At 65.7% G+C, this 17,479-nt stretch carries 17 protein-coding genes and 1 tRNA gene; 6 read left to right on the forward strand and 12 right to left on the reverse strand.

Annotated features, from left to right (window positions below; translation table 11 throughout):
* Positions 1–11: 11 nt before the first annotated feature.
* The 6 genes from LFT46_RS00120 to LFT46_RS00145 are packed head-to-tail and all read right to left on the reverse strand — an operon-like array spanning position 12 to position 7,551.
* Complete coding sequence (locus tag LFT46_RS00120; protein ID WP_236800404.1) at positions 12–1,766, reverse strand: serine/threonine-protein kinase; 1,755 nt, start codon at positions 1,764–1,766, stop codon at positions 12–14.
* On the reverse strand, positions 1,763–3,223 hold the full coding sequence (locus LFT46_RS00125; RefSeq protein WP_236800405.1) for a peptidoglycan D,D-transpeptidase FtsI family protein: 1,461 nt from the start codon (positions 3,221–3,223) through the stop codon (positions 1,763–1,765). Before LFT46_RS00125 ends, LFT46_RS00120 begins: the two co-directional genes overlap by 4 nt.
* Entirely contained in the window at positions 3,220–4,617 is a 1,398-nt protein-coding gene (locus LFT46_RS00130) for an FtsW/RodA/SpoVE family cell cycle protein (protein WP_236800406.1), read from the reverse strand. Before LFT46_RS00130 ends, LFT46_RS00125 begins: the two co-directional genes overlap by 4 nt.
* The gene (locus tag LFT46_RS00135; protein WP_442863659.1) at positions 4,614–6,329 is read right to left on the reverse strand and encodes a PP2C family protein-serine/threonine phosphatase; all 1,716 of its coding nucleotides are present in this window, start codon (positions 6,327–6,329) and stop codon (positions 4,614–4,616) included. Before LFT46_RS00135 ends, LFT46_RS00130 begins: the two co-directional genes overlap by 4 nt.
* A 2-nt stretch (positions 6,330–6,331) precedes the next feature.
* Positions 6,332–6,814, reverse strand: a complete 483-nt coding sequence (locus LFT46_RS00140) for an FHA domain-containing protein FhaB/FipA (protein ID WP_236800407.1) — start codon at positions 6,812–6,814, stop codon at positions 6,332–6,334.
* Positions 6,811–7,551, reverse strand: coding sequence for an FhaA domain-containing protein (locus tag LFT46_RS00145; RefSeq protein WP_236800408.1), 741 nt, complete (start codon positions 7,549–7,551; stop codon positions 6,811–6,813). Before LFT46_RS00145 ends, LFT46_RS00140 begins: the two co-directional genes overlap by 4 nt.
* 395 nt (positions 7,552–7,946) lie before the next feature.
* On the opposite strand from LFT46_RS00145, the gene LFT46_RS00150 reads away from it, so the two are divergent.
* Positions 7,947–8,029: transfer RNA gene (locus tag LFT46_RS00150), tRNA-Leu, on the forward strand.
* A 174-nt stretch (positions 8,030–8,203) separates the two neighbouring features.
* On the opposite strand, the gene LFT46_RS00155 is transcribed toward LFT46_RS00150, so the two are convergent.
* The gene (locus LFT46_RS00155) at positions 8,204–8,908 is read right to left on the reverse strand and encodes a FadR/GntR family transcriptional regulator (protein ID WP_236800409.1); all 705 of its coding nucleotides are present in this window, start codon (positions 8,906–8,908) and stop codon (positions 8,204–8,206) included.
* Positions 8,909–8,931: 23 nt separating this feature from the next.
* The gene (locus tag LFT46_RS00160; protein WP_236800410.1) at positions 8,932–10,059 is read right to left on the reverse strand and encodes an L-talarate/galactarate dehydratase; all 1,128 of its coding nucleotides are present in this window, start codon (positions 10,057–10,059) and stop codon (positions 8,932–8,934) included.
* A gap of 149 nt (positions 10,060–10,208) precedes the next feature.
* Here LFT46_RS00160 and rlmN point away from each other — a divergent pair, with 149 nt between their 5' ends.
* Positions 10,209–11,444, forward strand: a complete 1,236-nt coding sequence (gene rlmN, locus LFT46_RS00165) for a 23S rRNA (adenine(2503)-C(2))-methyltransferase RlmN (protein ID WP_236800411.1) — start codon at positions 10,209–10,211, stop codon at positions 11,442–11,444.
* A gap of 3 nt (positions 11,445–11,447) precedes the next feature.
* Here rlmN and LFT46_RS00170 read toward each other — a convergent pair whose 3' ends face one another.
* Positions 11,448–12,170 (reverse strand): TetR/AcrR family transcriptional regulator, encoded by a 723-nt coding sequence (locus tag LFT46_RS00170; RefSeq protein ID WP_236800412.1) that lies wholly within the window; start codon positions 12,168–12,170, stop codon positions 11,448–11,450.
* Positions 12,171–12,305: 135 nt separating this feature from the next.
* Between LFT46_RS00170 and LFT46_RS00175 the strand changes: the two genes are divergently transcribed.
* Both LFT46_RS00175 and LFT46_RS00180 read left to right on the forward strand, forming a co-directional pair.
* A complete protein-coding gene (locus LFT46_RS00175) occupies positions 12,306–13,700 on the forward strand; it encodes a flavin monoamine oxidase family protein (protein WP_236802972.1) in 1,395 nt (464 codons plus the stop codon).
* 62 nt (positions 13,701–13,762) lie between these two features.
* On the forward strand, positions 13,763–14,245 hold the full coding sequence (locus LFT46_RS00180) for a pyridoxamine 5'-phosphate oxidase family protein (RefSeq protein ID WP_236800413.1): 483 nt from the start codon (positions 13,763–13,765) through the stop codon (positions 14,243–14,245).
* Positions 14,246–14,271: 26 nt separating this feature from the next.
* Here LFT46_RS00180 and LFT46_RS00185 read toward each other — a convergent pair whose 3' ends face one another.
* Entirely contained in the window at positions 14,272–14,880 is a 609-nt protein-coding gene (locus tag LFT46_RS00185; RefSeq protein ID WP_236800414.1) for a DUF6919 domain-containing protein, read from the reverse strand.
* Between the two features lie 54 nt (positions 14,881–14,934).
* Positions 14,935–15,564 carry a hypothetical protein gene (locus LFT46_RS00190; protein ID WP_236800415.1) on the reverse strand — a complete coding sequence of 210 codons (630 nt, stop codon included), beginning with the start codon at positions 15,562–15,564 and terminating at the stop codon, positions 14,935–14,937.
* Positions 15,565–15,725: 161 nt separating this feature from the next.
* On the opposite strand from LFT46_RS00190, the gene LFT46_RS00195 reads away from it, so the two are divergent.
* Positions 15,726–16,106: a VOC family protein gene (locus tag LFT46_RS00195; RefSeq protein ID WP_236800416.1), complete on the forward strand. Its 381-nt coding sequence runs from the start codon at positions 15,726–15,728 to the stop codon at positions 16,104–16,106.
* 90 nt (positions 16,107–16,196) lie between these two features.
* On the opposite strand, the gene LFT46_RS00200 is transcribed toward LFT46_RS00195, so the two are convergent.
* Positions 16,197–16,601, reverse strand: a complete 405-nt coding sequence (locus LFT46_RS00200; RefSeq protein ID WP_236800417.1) for a DUF5997 family protein — start codon at positions 16,599–16,601, stop codon at positions 16,197–16,199.
* On the opposite strand from LFT46_RS00200, the gene LFT46_RS00205 reads away from it, so the two are divergent.
* On the forward strand, positions 16,600–17,385 hold the full coding sequence (locus tag LFT46_RS00205; RefSeq protein WP_373993138.1) for a LysR family substrate-binding domain-containing protein: 786 nt from the start codon (positions 16,600–16,602) through the stop codon (positions 17,383–17,385). The genes LFT46_RS00200 and LFT46_RS00205 overlap by 2 nt on opposite strands.
* The last annotated feature ends 94 nt before the right edge of the window (positions 17,386–17,479 follow it).

The raw sequence follows: 17,479 nt of genomic DNA on the forward strand, positions 1-17,479 counted from the left end.
TTTCCTGACGTTTACGGCGTGCAGGTAGGGGGCGTCCCGGGCGCTTGGCCCACCGCGCAGGTTGCAAGCGGCGAGATGGGCGTGGGCCCGGCCTGGGAGGACGTTGTGGGCGCCGGGGTCGGCACCACCGTGGTGGGCGTAAGAGTCGGCGCCGGCGCCGGAGCCGTTGCGTAGACGACAGTAATGGCTGATCCCTTGGGAATAACCCCCGTGGGGTTCAGTTCCAGGACCGTGCCGGGGGCCGCGGAACTGCTTTCCTGCGGCAGCACCGTCACCTGCAGTCCAAGTCCGGCGAGGGCAGCCTGCACCTGCCGGTACGGCTTGCCCAGGTAAGCCTCAGGAATGACGTTGACCGTTGCCTGGGTGGGTTCCGGGGTAGGTGTGGGCGTCGGCGTGCTGCGTGTCTGCGTGGGCGTCGCCGACTGCGTGGTCCGTGTTGGCGTCGCGGACGACGGCGGCGCGCTGCTGGCGGTGGCGCTGGCGCTGGGGCTGCCGGACGGCGAGAAGAGCCCCACCTGGTTCAGGAGGAAACCCACCAACGCAAACAGGAGCAGCAGGATCAAGGCGACCAGAGGCCATGTCCAGGGACTGCGTCCCTTGCGCCGGGGCTCGTCGGTGCGGTCGTCGTCGTACGTTTCCCCGCCGTACGTGTCCTCGTCCTGCTGGTCCCAGTTGCGCTGGGCAGCCAGCGCATTGGCGCGGGCAAGCGGACCCTGGGGCGCGTCGCCCTCAGTGGCTGATGCGCCATGGGCCCCTGCAGCCATTGCGGCGGCGGCGCCGGCCGCACCTGCACCGAGCACGGGCAGGGCGGAGGTGGCGGTGGGGGAATCCCGCTGGGTGCCAATGACGCCGGTGGGGGCGGTGGTGGTGTCGACGGGCGCGGTGATGGGGCCGGTGTCCGCGTCGAAGAGGAGCATTCCGGGCACGGCGGCGCGGGCTGCGCTGATATCGCCGTTGCGAATGGCTTCCGCTGCCTCGGCCAGCTTGATGGCATTGGCAGGCCGGTCCTTGGGATCCTTGGCCAGCATCGACATCAGGAGCGCCCGGACCGGGGCAGGCAGGCTGTCCGGAAGCGGCGGCGGAGCGTCGTTCACCTGGGCCAGCGCAATGGCGATCTGCGATTCGCCGGAGAAGGGACGGTGGCCGCTGAGGCACTCATAGCCGATGACGCCGAGGGAGTAGATGTCCGAGGATCCGGTGGCGGTCTGGCCGGTTGCCTGTTCGGGTGCCAGGTACTGCGCCGTCCCCATGACCTGCCCGGTCTGGGTGAGCGGCACCTGGTCGGCGAGCCGGGCGATGCCGAAGTCGGTGACCTTGACCCGTCCGTCGGGCGTAATCAGGAGGTTTCCGGGCTTGACGTCACGGTGGACCAGGCCCTGGGCGTGCGCCACGGCCAAAGCGCGGGCGGTCTGCGCAATGATCGAGAGCGTACGGTCCGGCGACAGCACCTGCTCGTGCTCGATGATGCTGCTCAGCGGCTGCCCAGGGACCAGTTCCATGACCAGGTAGGCGGAGCCTTCCTCTTCGCCGTAGTCGAAGACGTTGGCGATGCCCACGTGGTTCAGGAGCGCGGTGTGGCGGGCCTCGGCACGGAAACGCTGGAGAAACCCGGGGTCCCCCGTGTATTCCTCCTTGAGCACCTTTATGGCGACGATGCGGCCCAGGACCAGGTCCTTGGCTTTCCAGACTTCGCCCATGCCGCCAATGGCGATCCGCGTGGTCAGCTGGAATCTGCCGCCGAGGGTGATTCCCGTTGTAGGCCTCACTTATTCAACACCGCCTCAAAAATCTTCTTCGCGTTAGGACTGGTCAGCTTTGCTCCCGCGTAAATGTCTACGCCTTCCATGACGATCGTGACGCTGACCTTCGGGTTGTCAGCGGGGGCGAACCCGGTGAACCACGAATTGTTGGTTCCGTTTCCGAGTTCGGCCGTGCCGGTCTTGCCCGCCACCTGTACGCCGGGAACGGCGGCACCTTTGGCGATACCGTCCATAACGACGCTGGTCATCCAGTCCGTGATCTGCTTGGAGATTTCCGGGGTGGTGGACGTCCTGAGCTGTGCCGGCTGGGGCTCATCAATGACGCGCAGGTCCGGGGACCGCAGGGTTTTGACCAGGCTCGGCGCCATCTGGACACCGCCGTTTGCGATGGCGTTTGTCATCATGTTCACCTGCAGCGGCGTGACCCGCACATCCTTCTGGCCGATGGCGGACTGGGCCAATCCGGGTGCGTCCAGGTTTTCAGGGAACCCATTACCTGTTGCATGGCCCAGCTTCAGCAGGTCCCCCACGTCCTCGCCAAACCCGAACTTCTTGGCTTGGGCGGCGATGGCGTCCCGGCCAAGGTCCAGCGCGATGCTGGCGAACGGCGTGTTGCAGGACTGCTGCAGTGCGAAGGCGAAGCTGGCGGTGTCCCTGGTGTAGCAGTTGCCGCCGGCGTAGTTGGGCAGTTTGTACTGGATGCCGTCGAAAGGCATCTCCGCGGGGTTGGGCAGGACGCTGTCCTTGTTGTATTTCCCTGAGGCCAGGGCGGCCGCCGTGTCCACGAGCTTGAAGACCGACCCCGGGGCGAGGAGCTCACCGGTGGGACCGCTGACATTTTGGTTCAGGTTGATGCCCGGGATCTTGACCAGCTCATTGATGTTGGCGCTTTCAGCCTTTGGATCCTGGGTGGCCACCAAATTCGGATTGTAGGACGGCTTGGAAGCCATGGCCAGGATGGCACCGGTCTTGGGATTGGTGACCACGATCGAGCCGCGCTGGCCGTCCGGGATCAGGTTGTAGGCCAGCTGCTGGATCTGGGGATCGATGGTGAGTTCCACGGAGGCACCCTTGGGCTGGTTGCCCAGGAAGAGCTGGCCCACCCGGTCCAGGAAGAGCTGGTCCGAGTTGCCTGCCAACTCAGCACCCATGGACTGCTCCAGTCCGGTGGCCCCGTAGTTCTGGGAGAAGTAGCCCGTCAGGCCGGCATACAGCTCCGGCTGCGGGTAGGTGCGCTGGAATTTGCACGTCTCAGAGTTGCTCTCCACCGATTCCGCCACCGGGGTGCCGCCCACGATGATGGAGCCGCGGTCATTGCAGTAGGTCTGGAGGATGGCGCGCTTGTTCCAGGGGTTGTCCTTCAGTGCGTCCGCACCAATCACCTGGACATAGCTGATGGCACCGAAGATGAGGGCGAACATGGCGATGGCCGCTACCCATGAGTGCCGTATTGCCTGGTTCATGCGTGCTTCACCGCCTCGGTTGGGGTATCAATGCCTATGGATTCCGCCCCCGCTGACGGCGGCAGGGGAGTGGTGTCCACCGGGCCCCGTGCCGTATGCGAGATCATCAGGAGCAGTCCCACGATGATCCAGTTGGCCAGCAGCGATGAGCCACCGGCGGCCAGGAACGGAGTGGTCAGGCCGGTCAGCGGGATGAGCCTGGTGACGCCGCCGATCACCACGAAGCACTGGAGCGCCACGGCGAAGGACAGGCCGCAGGCCAGCAGTTTTCCGAAGGCATCGCGTGTGCCAAGGGCGGCGCGGAACCCGCGGGTGAACAGGAGCAGGTACATCAGGACTACGGCGAAGAGGCCGATCAGGCCAAGTTCCTCGCCCAGGGAGGCGATGATCATGTCGCTGTTGGCAAAGGGAACCAGGTCCGGACGGCCCTGCCCCAGGCCCGTTCCCACCAGGCCGCCATTGGCCATGCCGAACATCCCCTCGACGATCTGGAAGCTGCCGCCATACTGGCGGCCGTAGACCTCGTCGGTGAAGGCATTCAGCCAGCCGTCGATGCGCAGGCCCACGTGCGAGAAGACCTGTGAAGCGATGAAGCCGCCGCCCAGGAGGAGGGCCAGGCCGATGACAACCCAGCTGATCCGGCTGGTAGCCACATAGATCATGACGATGAAGAGGCCGAAGAACAGGACGGAGGACCCGAGGTCGCTCTGGAAGACCAGCACGCCGATGCTCACCAGCCATGCGGCCACCATGGGCCCGAGGTCCTTGAAGCGCGGGAACTGCAGCGGCCCGATCTTCCGGCCCGCCAGCAGGATCAGGTCACGGTTGGAGGACAAATACCCTGCGAAGAAAATGGCGAGGGTGATCTTGGCGATTTCACCGGGCTGGAACGTCATGGGGCCCAAACGGATCCACACCCGTGCACCAAGGATCTCCCCGGCACTGATCCCGGGGATCAGGGGAAGGACCAGGAGGACCGCACTGGCTGCAAGCGAGATGAACGTGAACCTGCGGAGTACACGATGGTCTTTCAGGAACCAGATGACGGCGATGGCCACCGCCATGGCAATCAGCGTCCACCGGAGCTGGTTGTTTCCCGTGTCCCCGCCTGGCGGATCCAGCCGGTGGATCATAGCCAGCCCCAGGCCGTTCAGTGCAACCACCAGGGGAAGTATTACCGGATCAGCATATTTTGCGCGGAACCGCAGGACACCGTGGAACACCAGGGCGGCGACTGCCAGCAGACTGGACTGGAACCAGAAGTCGGAGTCGAAGGCCTTCTCCTGGTCCACGCCCACCAGCATGTTGGCCCCAATTCCTACGGCAAGGGCCAGCAGCAGCAACGCGAGTTCGACGTTGCGGCGAGGCTTGGGCATGCTGCTTACCTGGCTCATTTGGCCGCCTCGCAAGTAATGGTGGGAGTAGGTGATGGGGAAGCTGCCGACGGTGCCGGGGCAGGGGCGGAGGCGCCCGGTGCCGGCGGCGGAGCCGCTGCACTCGCGGGTGGGGCGCTGGAAGGCGGTGCGGGGCTGCCGGACGGGGCAGGGGCAGTGGCGGAGCCCGAAGGCTTGGGGCACGCCTCCTCCGGAGAAGTGGTCCCCGTGAGCTCCAGGTTCTTGACGATCCGCTGCGCGTCGTAGAGGTCGTTGGCCGGAACCGTCTGCCGCACGCGCTGCTGCGAGAACGGCGGGAGGGAGTCCATCCGGATATCGGTCACGGCTTCAAGGGATGACAACTGGATGGGACCCAGCCTCTGGGAGACACCGTTGTAGATCGCCACCCGGGAATCGAACTCACCCACGTAGTAGCGGGTCTGGGTCCAGGCGTAGCCCAGCCAAAGCCCAACGGCCACAACAACCAGCACTGCAGCTGCAACGGACCATGCCAACCAGCGGCGTGGCCGAAGCGGCACCAGGTTTTCCCCGGGATCGGCGGCGGGTTCTGCCTTGTGGGTAAGGAGCGTGGCAGCCCGCCGGGCAACGGTTCGTCCGGCAACAGTGGGGATGGATCCCGATTCCGCTGCGGCGGCGGCCGCACCCACCAGCTCGTGCGGGCGCGAGGCAAGCTCTTCGCGCAGCACTTCGGCAGACAGGTGTTCACCGAGATGCGGGTCGGTGCTGCCGGGTTCCGTGGCGTCGGCATTCGTATTGTCGGAGGCCTCGTCATCGGCGGCGCCATCCTTGGCACCGCCTTCGGCGGGTTCCTTGCCCTCGGCGGGACCCGCAGGGCCGGTGGCTGCAGCTTCGGCGGCGGGTGCGCCAGCCGCCAAAGCCGCGGCCGGCTTGCTGCCTTGCACCGGCGGGACGATGTCGACGGCGGCGGTGCTGACGTCGTCGGGCGTTTCCTCCACGATGTCCACCATGACCACGGTGACGTTGTCCGGGGAGCCGGCCTCAAGGGTCAGTTCAACCAGGGTTTCGGCGCACTCGTGCAGGTTGTGGGTTTCCCGGACCGTCCGCTCGACGGCGTGCGCGGCCACATAGTTCAGCCCGTCGGAGCACAGCAGCCATCGGTCGCCGGGCTTGGCGTCCAGGGTGTCCAGGTCCAGTTCCGGACTGGCATCCACATCGCCCAGGACGCGCATCAGGACATTCTTGTGTGGGTGTGTTTCGGCTTCCTCCGGGCGGAGCCGGCCTTCATCGATGAGGCGCTGGACAAAGGTGTGGTCCACACTGATCTGCTTGAACTCACCATCCCGCAGCCTGTACGCGCGGGAATCGCCGATATGCGCGAAATGGAGTTTGTTGTCAGCGAGCAGGAGCGCGGTGACCGTGGTGCCCATGCCCGCGAGCTTGGGGTTGATGTGCACGAGCTCGGAGAGCAGCGAATTCGCAGTCTGGATCTCATCGGCAAGGACGGTGCCGGCGTCGTCCCCATATTCCGGACTATCCAAGTGGATCATGTCCAGGACGGTCGCCGCCGAGGCGACGTCACCGCCGGCGTGCCCACCCATGCCGTCCGCGACGACGGCAAGGTGGCGGCCGGCGTAAGCGGAATCGTCGTTCTTGGACCGGATCCGGCCCACGTCGGACCGCGCCGCGAAGCGCATGATGAGGGGCCGCTGCGCCGGGCTGGAGCCGGTTGCGGGGTTTTCAGGCACGGCCACGGTTACGGCCTCAATTCAATGACCGTCTTGCCGATTCTCACGGGTACCCCTGGCTCAACCGGCAGGGCACGGGTAAGTTGCTGGTCTCCCAGGTAGGTGCCGTTGGTGGAGCCCAGATCCTCGATGAACCAGCGGCTGCCCTGCGGAAAGAGCCGGGCGTGGCGGCCGGAGGCGTAGTCGTCCTCCAAAACGAGGGTGGCTTCCTGTGCGCGTCCCAGCAGGATGGGGCTGGCGGCCAGCGGCAGGGTGCGGCCCTTGAGTGGGCCTTCGACGACCACCAGCTGACGCGCCTGCTGCTTCACAGGCTGGGGCTGTGCCTCGGCGAGTTCCGGATTCCGCCGGACCTGCCGGGCGGTGGGCGCGCCGGCCGCGGCCTTGCGTCCCACCATGAGGTCGCGCCGCATGGCGGAGACGATGCTGAAAATGAGTACCCAGAGGAGCAGCAGGAACCCGAACCGCAGCGCGGTGATGGTCAGGTCGCTCATGCGTGGCCACCCGGGTTGGCAGGAAGCAGGCGGAAAATGATCTTTGTCCGTCCCATCGTGATGGTGGAGCCGTCTGTGAGTTCGGTGCTTCCGGAGACCTTTTGGCCGTTCACATAGCTGCCGTTGGTGGATCCGAGGTCCACGGCACTGGTAACGCCGTTGGCCGTGCGGATTTCCAGGTGGCGCCGGGAAACTCCCGTATCTTCAATGTGGATGTCCGCTTCGGATGACCGTCCCAGGACGATGGACGGGGCGTTAAGCGAATAGCGCTGGCCGTCGATGTCCAGGACCGGCTGGAGCCTGACGGGCTGCCGGCTTGGTGCGGCGGGAACGTTGGGCCTTGGCTGGGCGGCGCCCGCGCCTTGGGATTTTTCAGTGGTTGAAGCAATTTCGAAGGCACCGGCACGGAGCTCGCTGTCCCGGCGGAAGGAGATCCGCACGGGCCCCTGGAGTATGTAGCCCTGGCCGCGGACATGGTTGATCACCACATCGCAGAGTTCTTCGGCCAGCGGGGTGCCCCATTCCTGTGCCCGCGCGAAGTCGTCGTCGCTGAGCTGCACGTCGAACACGTTGGGCACCAGCGTGCGTCCGGCCGCCACTGTAAGGGCTTTGTGGTCCACTTCGCGGCGGAGCCTGCTGGCGATTTCCACCGGTTCCACCTGCGCCTTGGAACCGGTGGAGAAGACGCCGCGGACGGCCTTTTCGATGCCACGTTCCACCTTGTCCAGCAGACCCATGGTTCTTCTCCTTTCCCCCCGGCTCCGGGGCATTAGTTGCTGCTGACCAGCACCTGCAGGGCAGTCCGCTGCCGTACGGTTCGCCCGCCGGCAGTGCCCACTCCTACATCCGATACTACTTGCCACCCCTGTGAATGACCTTAATCCGCAACGGCCGGGCGCCCGCGAAAGTTCGGTTTCCGGGCCGCAGCAACCCGCCGTCGTGCTGTCTTCCTGCGGCTTCCGGCACCGGCATGCGGCCCGATTCGCAGCGGTTTTGCGCCGTGCGCGTGCGGGAGGTGAGGGGCGGGTGGAGGCCAATTGGTAATTTCCGGCAAGTGTCCGTTATGCTTGATCTCGCTGCTTTTACGAGACGCGGAAACGGGAAACCGGTCCGGTTGAGTGGAAGAAGTTGCGCGCGAGTGGCGGAACGGCAGACGCGCTGGCTTCAGGTGCCAGTGTCCGAAAGGGCGTGGGGGTTCAAATCCCCCCTCGCGCACGCAATTGGAAGAGCCCCGGTCTTTGGACCGGGGCTCTTTTGCGTTCCTGCCGTGAAACCCAAGTTCCGGGGATTGCACCAACGTCCGGATTTCACACCCCCGCGTTCGCTGGTGATACGTCCGGTGGCGGGTGCTTGGGCACCTGGCCGCAATGGACGACGGCGGGGCGGGGCCTAGGTGGACGGGCGCGCCGAAGCCTTGAACCGGCGTCGTGAATTTGCCAGGTGGGTTCGCATGGCGGCCGCAGCGGCAGCCTCGTCACCATCGGCAATGGCATCCCGGATGGACCTGTGCTCCAACACGACTTGGTCGAAATGGTCGCGGGCGTAATGCTCGGCGTCCGTCATCAAGCGGGTGCGCGGCATAGCGATCATGGTCTGCCCGAGGGCCGACAGGCAATCGGAGAAATAGGGGTTGCCGGAGGCTGCGGCAACCGCACGGTGGAATTCGAAGTCAGCCTTCATGGCATGCGCCGGGTGCCCGGAACTTTCCGTAAAGGTGTCCAGGGCAGTGCTCACGGCCCTTAAATGCCGCTCGGTGCGGTTCCGGGCTGCCAGTGCTGCGGCTTCGGTCTCCACTCCCATGCGGAAGGCCAGCAGGTGCAGCCTGTCCTCCGTGCTGGCCACCGGACGGATCCCCACACCCTCCGAGGGCCTGTCCGCCGGGGGAGTGAGGGCGAAACTGCCGCGTCCGCGCTCGGTTTCGACCAGTCCTTCGGCCTGCAGCCGGGTAAGGGCGGCGCGGACCACTGTCCGGCTGACACCGAACTCGCTGATCAGCGTGTTCTCGCTGGGCAGCTTTTCCCCCGGCTGGATGACGCCGTCGACGATGCGGTTGCGAAGGTCGGCGGCTAGGTCCGCGGTGAGGTTCCGGGTCATGGCTAAAGATTACGGCTTCGGGGTTATGCGCCGAACTCGACGCTCTCGGTGGTCCAGGCTCGGGCCTGGTCACTCAGGGTGATGCCAAGGCCGGGGCGGTCCGGAACCATCATCCGGCCGCCCTTGGTTTCCAGGCGCTCGTTGAAGAGCGGGTCCAGCCAGTCGAAGTGCTCCACCCACGGTTCGCTCGGGTAGGCAGCGGCCAGATGGAGGTGGATTTCCATGGCAAAGTGCGGGGCCAGGCCCAGTCCGCGTTCGTCGGCCAGGGCGGCGAGGCGGAGGAACTGGGTGATGCCGCCGACGCGCGGGGCATCGGGCTGGATGATGTCGCAGCCGCTGGCGGCCATGAGTCCCTTATGTTCAGCCACGGAGGCGAGCATCTCGCCGGTGGCGATGGGGGTGTCCAGGACCTGTGCCAGGTGGGCATGGCCTTCGAAGTCGTAGGCGTCCAGGGGTTCCTCGATCCACACCAGGTCGAATTCCTCGAGGCGTCGGCCCATGCGCAGGGCGGTGGCGCGGTCCCATTGCTGGTTGGCGTCCACCATGAGCGGGACGTCGGGGCCGATGTGGTCGCGGATCCCGGAGACGCGGCGCAGGTCTTCTTTGCCGTCCGGCAGGCCAACCTTGATCTTGATGCCGCCGATACCCTCCTCGATGGATTGGGTGGCGCGTGCCTTAACTTCGTCAAGGCTGGCGTTCAGGAAGCCCCCGGAGGTGTTGTAGGTCCGCACCGAGTCGCGGTAGGAGCCGAGGAACTTTGCCAGCGGCAGCCCGGCGCGTTTGGCCTTCAGGTCATACAAAGCGATGTCGACGGCGGCGAGGGCCTGGGTGGCGACGCCGGAGCGCCCCACGGAAGCCCCGGCCCACAGGAGTTTGGTGTAGATCCGGGCGATGTCGTTGGGGTCCTCGCCGAGGAGGCCTTCGGCGACTTCCTTGGCATGCGCATATTGGGCGGGACCGCCGGCACGCTTGGAATAGCTGAAGCCGATGCCGGAGTGCCCCAGTTCGGTGCTGATCTCCGCGAACAGGAAGACGACCTCGCTCATGGGCTTTTGCCGGCCGGTGAAAACCTTGGCGTCGCTGATGGGGACAGCGAGGGGTAGGCAGGCGGTGGATAGCCTGACGTGCCGGATCATGTCGACGGGACTCATTGATTCTCCTGGAAGACGGGCGGGCTCCTTCGCCCACTTCCCTAGGATATAAGTATCAAACTTGTATTACAAGTAGCTCCGTGCGAATCCAATTTACGTGTCTCTTGGCGATTCCCGTCCTATTTTGCCCTCGTGGGATGATAGAGGGGATGACTTCCCCCAATCCTTCCCCTGAAACTCCTGTCCGCGCCTCCAAGGCAGCCGCCGGCACTGCCCGGCCGCAGGTCCGCCCCACTGCCGAGGGCTGGGAGCAGGCGCGTACTGTCGAAGGCCGGCCGCTGCTCCAATTCGCGTCCCCCCGCGTGAAGCAGCCGCCGGCACACCTGGCGGACCTGAGCCTGGCCGAGCGCGGTGAGAAGCTGAAGGAGCTTGGCTTGCCGGCTTTCCGGGCGAAACAGCTCTCCACGCACTACTTCCAACACTGGACGGTGGACCCGGAGCGGATGAGCGACCTGCCCAAGGCGGGCCGGGAGGAGCTTGTCTCCCAGATGTTCCCACCGCTGCTCACCGAGGTCCGCCGGCAACGCACCGACAAGGGGGACACCATCAAGTTCCTCTGGCGGCTGTTCGACGGTGCCCTGGTGGAGTCCGTCCTGATGCGCTACCCCGGCCGCATCACCCTCTGCGTCTCCTCGCAGGCAGGCTGCGGCATGAACTGCCCCTTCTGCGCCACCGGCCAGGCCGGATTGACCCGCAACATGTCCACGGCGGAGATTGTTGACCAGGTGGTTGCTGCCAACCGGGCCATCGCGGCCGGTGAGCTGGGTCCGAAGGAGCACGACGACGAGCGGGTCACCAACATCGTGTTTATGGGCATGGGGGAGCCCCTGGCCAACTACAAGCGGGTCATGGCCGCCCTGCACCGCTTCGTGGATCCCGCGCCGGAGGGCCTGGGGATGTCCGCCCGGAACATCACCGTTTCCACTGTCGGCCTGGTTCCGGCTATTCGGAAGCTGGCGGAAGAGGACCTTCCCGTCACGTTCGCGCTGTCATTGCACGCCCCCGACGACGAGCTCCGTGATGAACTGATTCCGGTCAACAACCGCTGGAAGGTGGACGAGGCGCTCGATGCCGCCTACGACTACTACCGCAAGACGGGCCGCCGCGTCAGCATCGAGTACGCGCTGATCAAGGACATGAATGACCATCCGTGGCGTGCGGACCTGCTGGGCAAGAAGCTCAACCAGCGCGGACGCGGCTGGGTGCACGTCAACCCGATTCCGCTCAATCCAACTCCAGGCTCCATCTGGACCGCCTCGGACAAGTCGGTGGAGCAGGAATTCATCGAGCGGCTCCGCGCCACGGGCGTGCCCTGCACCCTCCGGGACACCCGCGGCAAGGAAATCGACGGCGCCTGCGGCCAGCTGGCCGCCGCCGAGGACTAGGCGCTAGCCCTTCCGCAGCGCTCCCAATCCGGCGATCAGGGCATCCAGCCCAAGCTGGAAGGCAGTGTCTGCCGGGCGGCCGCGTTCCTGGCCGCCCTGGCCGGCAGATGCATCCTGGCCGGCAGAGGAACTGCGCACTGCTGCAGTGAAATACGGAGTGGACTCAGCCATGCTGCCGGAGTCGAAGATGTCCTCCGGGGCGGTGACGTCGTACGCGGATCCGAAAATAAAGGACTCCAGCGCCACGATGGCCGGCACAATGCGCTCCTCTGGAAATCCGGCGTCGGAAAATCCCTTACTCACGGTCTCGTACATCGCCAGGGTCTGCGGTGCGTCGGTGACCGGCAGGACGGCGATGACGGGGATCAGCGGAGTGTGCTCGGCAAATACGTCGCGGTAGCTCCGGGCCCAAGTGCGGACCGCGTCCTCCCAGCTGCGGCCGTCAAAACCGGAGACGTCCACGAGGGACATCAGGTGGTCCTCCACCAGGAGCAGCACATCCTGCTTTGATGCCACGTGGTTGTAGAGGGCAGACGGTGCCACGTCGAGTTCCTTGGCCAGGGCTGCCATGGTCAACCCGTCGTAGCCCTTGCGGCTGACCAGCTCAAGCGCCGCCGCCGTGATTCCGGACTTGTCCAGCACTGCCGCGGACGGGCGACCGGCCCGCCTTCGCTGCGCGCCGCCGTTGTTGGTGGAGCGTGCCTGTGCGGCTGATACTGCCGGCATTCCTGCCCTTTCGTCGGTGTCCCCTGCATTATTCCATCCGATACTTCCGCTCAAAGCGGGCAGCAGCTATAGTTCTAATAAATGAATGACATTCATTTAGTGGTCCCCGTCACCAGGGGCCGCAGAGAGGACATCATGCTGAACCTGAACCGCGACGTCGTGGTCGTTGGAGCCGGGCCGTCCGGACTCACCGCCGCCCGTGAACTGAAGAAATCCGGCCTGACCGTAGCTGTGCTCGAGGCCCGCGACCGTGTGGGCGGCCGGACCTGGACCGACACTGTGGATGGCGCCATGCTCGAAATCGGCGGCCAATGGGTCTCCCCGGACCAGACTGCCCTCCTGGAACTCCTGGCAGAACTGAATCTGGAAACCTATCCGCGGTACCGGGACGGAGAGTCCATTTACATTGGAGCGGACGGCAGCCCCGTGCGCTACACCGGTGACACCTTCCCGGTGGACCCGGACACCGCCGTCGAAATGGACCGCCTGGTGACCCTCCTTGACGGGCTGGCGGCCGAGATCGGCCCCACCGAACCCTGGGCCCACCCGAAGGCGCGCGAGCTGGACACCATTTCCTTCCATCACTGGCTGAGGCAGAACTCCGCCAATGAGGAAGCCTGCAATAACATCGGACTCTTCATCGCCGGCGGCATGCTCACCAAGCCGGCCCACGCCTTCTCCGCCCTTCAGGCGGTACTGATGGCCGCCTCCGCCGGCTCCTTCACCCACCTCACGGATGAGGACTTCATCCTGGACCGCCGGGTGGTGGGCGGGATGCAGCAGGTGTCGCTGCTGCAGGCGCAGGAGCTGGGTGACGACGTCGTCCTTGACTCTCCGGTGCGGACCATCAACTGGGAGCCGGACGCGGACGGCGGACATCGCGTGACCGTTGTATCCGACCGCGCCACCGTGAACGCCCGGTTCGTCATCATGGCCGTACCGCCCAACCTCTACTCCCGCGTCTCCTTTAATCCGCCGCTGCCGCGCCGCCAGCACCAGATGCACCAGCACCAGTCCCTGGGCCTGGTCATCAAGGTCCACGCCGTCTACAGCACCCCCTTCTGGCGGGACAAGGGGCTCTCCGGCACCGGCTTCGGGGCCGATGCCCTGGTGCAGGAGGTCTACGACAACACGAACCACGCCGATCCGCGCGGAACCCTGGTGGGCTTCGTTTCGGATGAGAAGGCAGACGCCATGTTCGAGCTGTCCCCCGAAGAGCGCCGGAAGGCCATCCTGGAATCCATCGCCGGCTACCTGGGCGACGAGGCCCTCACCCCGGAGGTGTACTACGAGTCGGATTGGGGTTCGGAGGAATGGACCCGCGGTGCCTATGCCTCCAGCTATGATCTGGGCGGCCTCCACCGCTACGGCAAGGACCAGCACGCCCCTGTGGGCCCCATTTACTGGTCCTCCTCCGACCTTGCTGCTGAAGGCTACCAACACGTGGACGGCGCCATCCGCATGGGCCGTCTCACTGCTGCCCGGATCGCCGAAGTGGCAAAGGTGCCGGTGGCTGCCGCTGGTAAATAAGCATGCTTACTAATAGGCTGGCGACGGGGAGCGTCCCCGACTTCAGACGAACGAGGTGAGGCATGACTGACGCCCAGAGCATCAGCAAGGTTACGGAGATCATCAACGATTCCAGGATCGGAATGGTCACCACCATCAACGAAGAAGGCGCCCTCGTCAGCCGGCCGCTGGCCGTCCAGGAGGTAAAGGACGACGGCGACATGTGGTTCTTCACCGGCCTCGGCACCTCCCAGGTTGCGCACGTCCGGGCTGATTCACGCGTCAACGTCGCCTTTGGCAAGAACACCGAATGGGTTTCCGTGGCCGGAACCGCCGAAGTGGTCACCGACCGGGCCAAGATCCACGAACTCTGGAACCAGGCTGTTGAAGCCTGGTTCCCGGATGGCCCGGATACTCCCGAAGTGTGCCTGTTGCGCGTCGACTCGGATTCCGCCGAATACTGGACCAGCCCCGGCGGCACGGCCGCCACGGTGCTTCAGTGGGTGAAGGCCAAGGTCACCCACAGCCGGATGAGTGTTGGCGAAAGCGGCACCGTGGAGCTGTAGTACCGGACGTTGAAGGGGCGGGGCGGCTAGGGCTGCCCCGCCCCCTTTAACGCCTGCAGGACCGCCGGCAACAGCACGTCGTTGCGCCCCCACACCGGATCAAGGACTTCCACATACCAGGAGTCCGCGAGCAGCAGGGCCAGCGCGTCATTGGTTTCGTCCGCCCAGTCCCTGATCTGCGCCTCGTCTACAGGGTTCTCGCTGGAACCGAGCACCGTTGTGACCTCCGTGCCCGCCAGGGTCACGGGAATCGCAGCATTGCTTGCCTCACCCGGGGCGTGGGCCACGGTGACCAGTTCGGTGCGCGTGGAAAGGGCCAGCAGTTCGCGGGCGGTGCCGGCGCTGCAGAAGCCCGTGACATACTCCCGTTGTGCTGCACTATCAGTGAGGATGCCCGGCTGGGACTCCTTGGTGAACAGCCCGTTGCGGTTCAGCTCCGCCAAGGCTGCGGCCAGCGGGATGGTCTCGGTGTCGAAGCCGGGGGCGAAATGCCCCGGCTGGTACGAGCTCCCACCCTCTAACCAGCGGGCGGTCAACTCTCCGGCGGCCTCCAGGGTGGTGGCCTGCCGCCAGACCCCGCGGTCCTCCAGCAGCCGGCCGTACTCGTCATGGGCAGGCAGTTCCTCAGGCTTCATCTTTGGATGCTATCGCCGGTCCTCCGGGCCGATCCAATGCCGGCGACACGGCAGTTAACCTCGGCCGGCCTGCTCTGCGGGCAGGCCGGCCGGAATGCCGGCTGCCCGTTCCGCCGCTGCCAGTGACGCGGCCAGGCTGTCCACGGCATCCGGGTACCCCTTGTGCGCGGCGGTCCGCAGCTGGTCCGCAGCCCGCATCGACTTGATCAGCGCGGACGTTTCCGGAAGCCGCACGTCGGTCAACGCCGGATAGTCGATGCCGCATGCCGGATCCAGCTCGTAGCGCCGCCATCGCAGCAGGATTTCATCATGCTGCAGCCGGGCTTCCTGGTGCGCGGCAATCCGCTGCCGTTCCTCGGTGCGTGCTGCACGCCGGGCCAGGAATTTCGGGGTGGCGCGGTGCGCGGCAATACCTGACGCGGCTGCCGCCCCTGCCAGCACCAAACCCGCCCACGGCGACACCAGCGCCGGAATGATCAACGCAGGAAGGGCCACGCAGGAACCCAAAAACAGGTCCCAGAACAGCTGGTCCGTCCGCTCCGCCGCGCTGTTATTGGGGGCAAGGGACCGGCGCCGGACGACAAAAACGGTGGCGGCTACGGCGGCAACCAGCAACGGGCCACATAACAGGACCGCCCACGCACTATGAAGCAGTCCCTGCATCAACGATTCCGCGGCTGACATCCTGCACCTCCGGCGCCCGGCATTCCCCACTACACCGCCCCGGGCCGAAAAGCCCGCGGTGGTCCTTCCATTGCACCGTGTTCGGTCCACAGGGTCAATGGCAGGTGAGAAGGGAAAGAAGGCACTGCAGACGGTCATGGCCTGGCAGGTACCGTGGGTCCATGCGAATCAAAATGTGCAGCATCCATGTCCAGGACCCCGCCGCGGCCTACGCCTTTTACACGGGAACGCTTGGTTTTGACACGCTCATGGTGATGCCGGAGCACAACCTGTACATCATCAAGGATCCTGGAGCGGACGACAGTTCAGTCGGGCTGCTCCTGGAACCCAGTGACAACCCGATCGGCGCGGACTACATGAACGCGGTACGCGAGGCGGGGCTGCCCGCCATCGTCTTTGGGGTCCCGGATGTGCAGGCGGAGTATGACCGGCTGGTGGCCGCTGGTGTCAGCTTCAAGATCCCGCCCACCACGGACCCGTTCGGGACCAGCGCGGTGTTCGACGACGGCTGCGGCAACTACATCCAGATCCACCAGGACTGACGAGGCCCCGGGACGCGACTGAAGCTTGTCCGCGCATCCGGACGTTCAAGGTCCAGGCCGGCGAACAAGCTTCTGAGACGTGACTAAAGGCTACTCGGCCTGGGCGCGGTCCTTTTTCGCCTGCTTCTTGGCGGCCTCTTCCTTGACCCGCTGGGCTTCGGCCCGGACGGCGGCGTGTGTGGCACGCTCGGCGACCAGCCACTGCGGCGGGGCCTGCAGCAGTGCGGTGATTTCCGCCGTCGTCAATGCCTCCTCCACGCCGCCGCGGGCCAGGCCGCTGATGGACACGTTCAACTTTTGGGCTACCACCGGGCGGGGGTGCGGGCCGTTGCGGCGCAGCTCGGCCAGCCATTCGGGCGGGTTGGCCTGGAGCTCGGCGAACTGCTCGCGGGTGATGGTTGAATCCTGGAACTCCTGCGGCGTGGCCGGGAGGTAGATGCCAAGTTTCTTGGCAACGGTGGCCGGCTTCATGGACTGGGAGTTTGCAGAGGTCATGCTTCAAGGGTATCCGGGCGGCGGGTACTGTGAAGACGTGCCAGCCGATGATACCCCCACGCCCGATGCCCCCGTTGCCCCTGAAGAGGCGGCCCCGCGGGTGCTGCGCATCACCTACGTGGCAGGGGTAACACCCGGCAAGTGGATCCGCCGGTGGGAAGAACGCATGCCGCATATTCCCCTGCAGGCATTTATGGTCGAGGACGCTGCCCAGCTTGGGCCGCTGCAGGACGGCAGTGCGGACATGGGCTTTGTCCGCCTCCCCATCGAACGGGAGGGCCTCAGCGTGATCCCGCTCTACGAGGAACAGCCAGTGGTGGTGGCCCCAAAGGGCCATGAGATCTCGGTGTTCGAGGAAGTACCGTTTGCTGACCTCGCTGAGGAATCGTTCCTGGATGTTGCCGCCCTGGGCGGACCGGAGGCAGCGCTCCAGGTGGTTGCTTCCGGCGCGGGCCTGGTGGTCCTTCCCATGGCGGTGGCCCGACATTTCAACGTCAAGGACACTGTTGCGCGCCGTTTGACGGGCGCGGAGGGGACGGACATTGCACTGGCCTGGCCCACCGAGGCCACGGACGAGGTGCTGGAGGAATTTGTCGGCATTGTCCGCGGACGCACCGCCCAGAGCTCGCGGCAGCCCTCCGCCCAGCCTGCCAAGGTGAAGAAGGAGCCCAAACCGGACCGCCGCGGCACCGGAGCGAAGAAAGCGCCCAAGGTGGCCCAGCGCTACGCGCCCAACCCGGACAAGGGACGCGGCAAGGGTTCCCGCAAAAAGGGCAAGCGCTAGCCGGGCCTGACGGGCCTGGTTTATTGGCGGGCAGCAACGAAGCCGGCCCGCTCACGCGGTCCGGCTTCGTTGTTTATCCTTGCCTAGCCAGGCG

This window comes from Arthrobacter sp. FW306-07-I, from assembly GCF_021800405.1.
GTDB lineage: Bacteria > Actinomycetota > Actinomycetes > Actinomycetales > Micrococcaceae > Arthrobacter.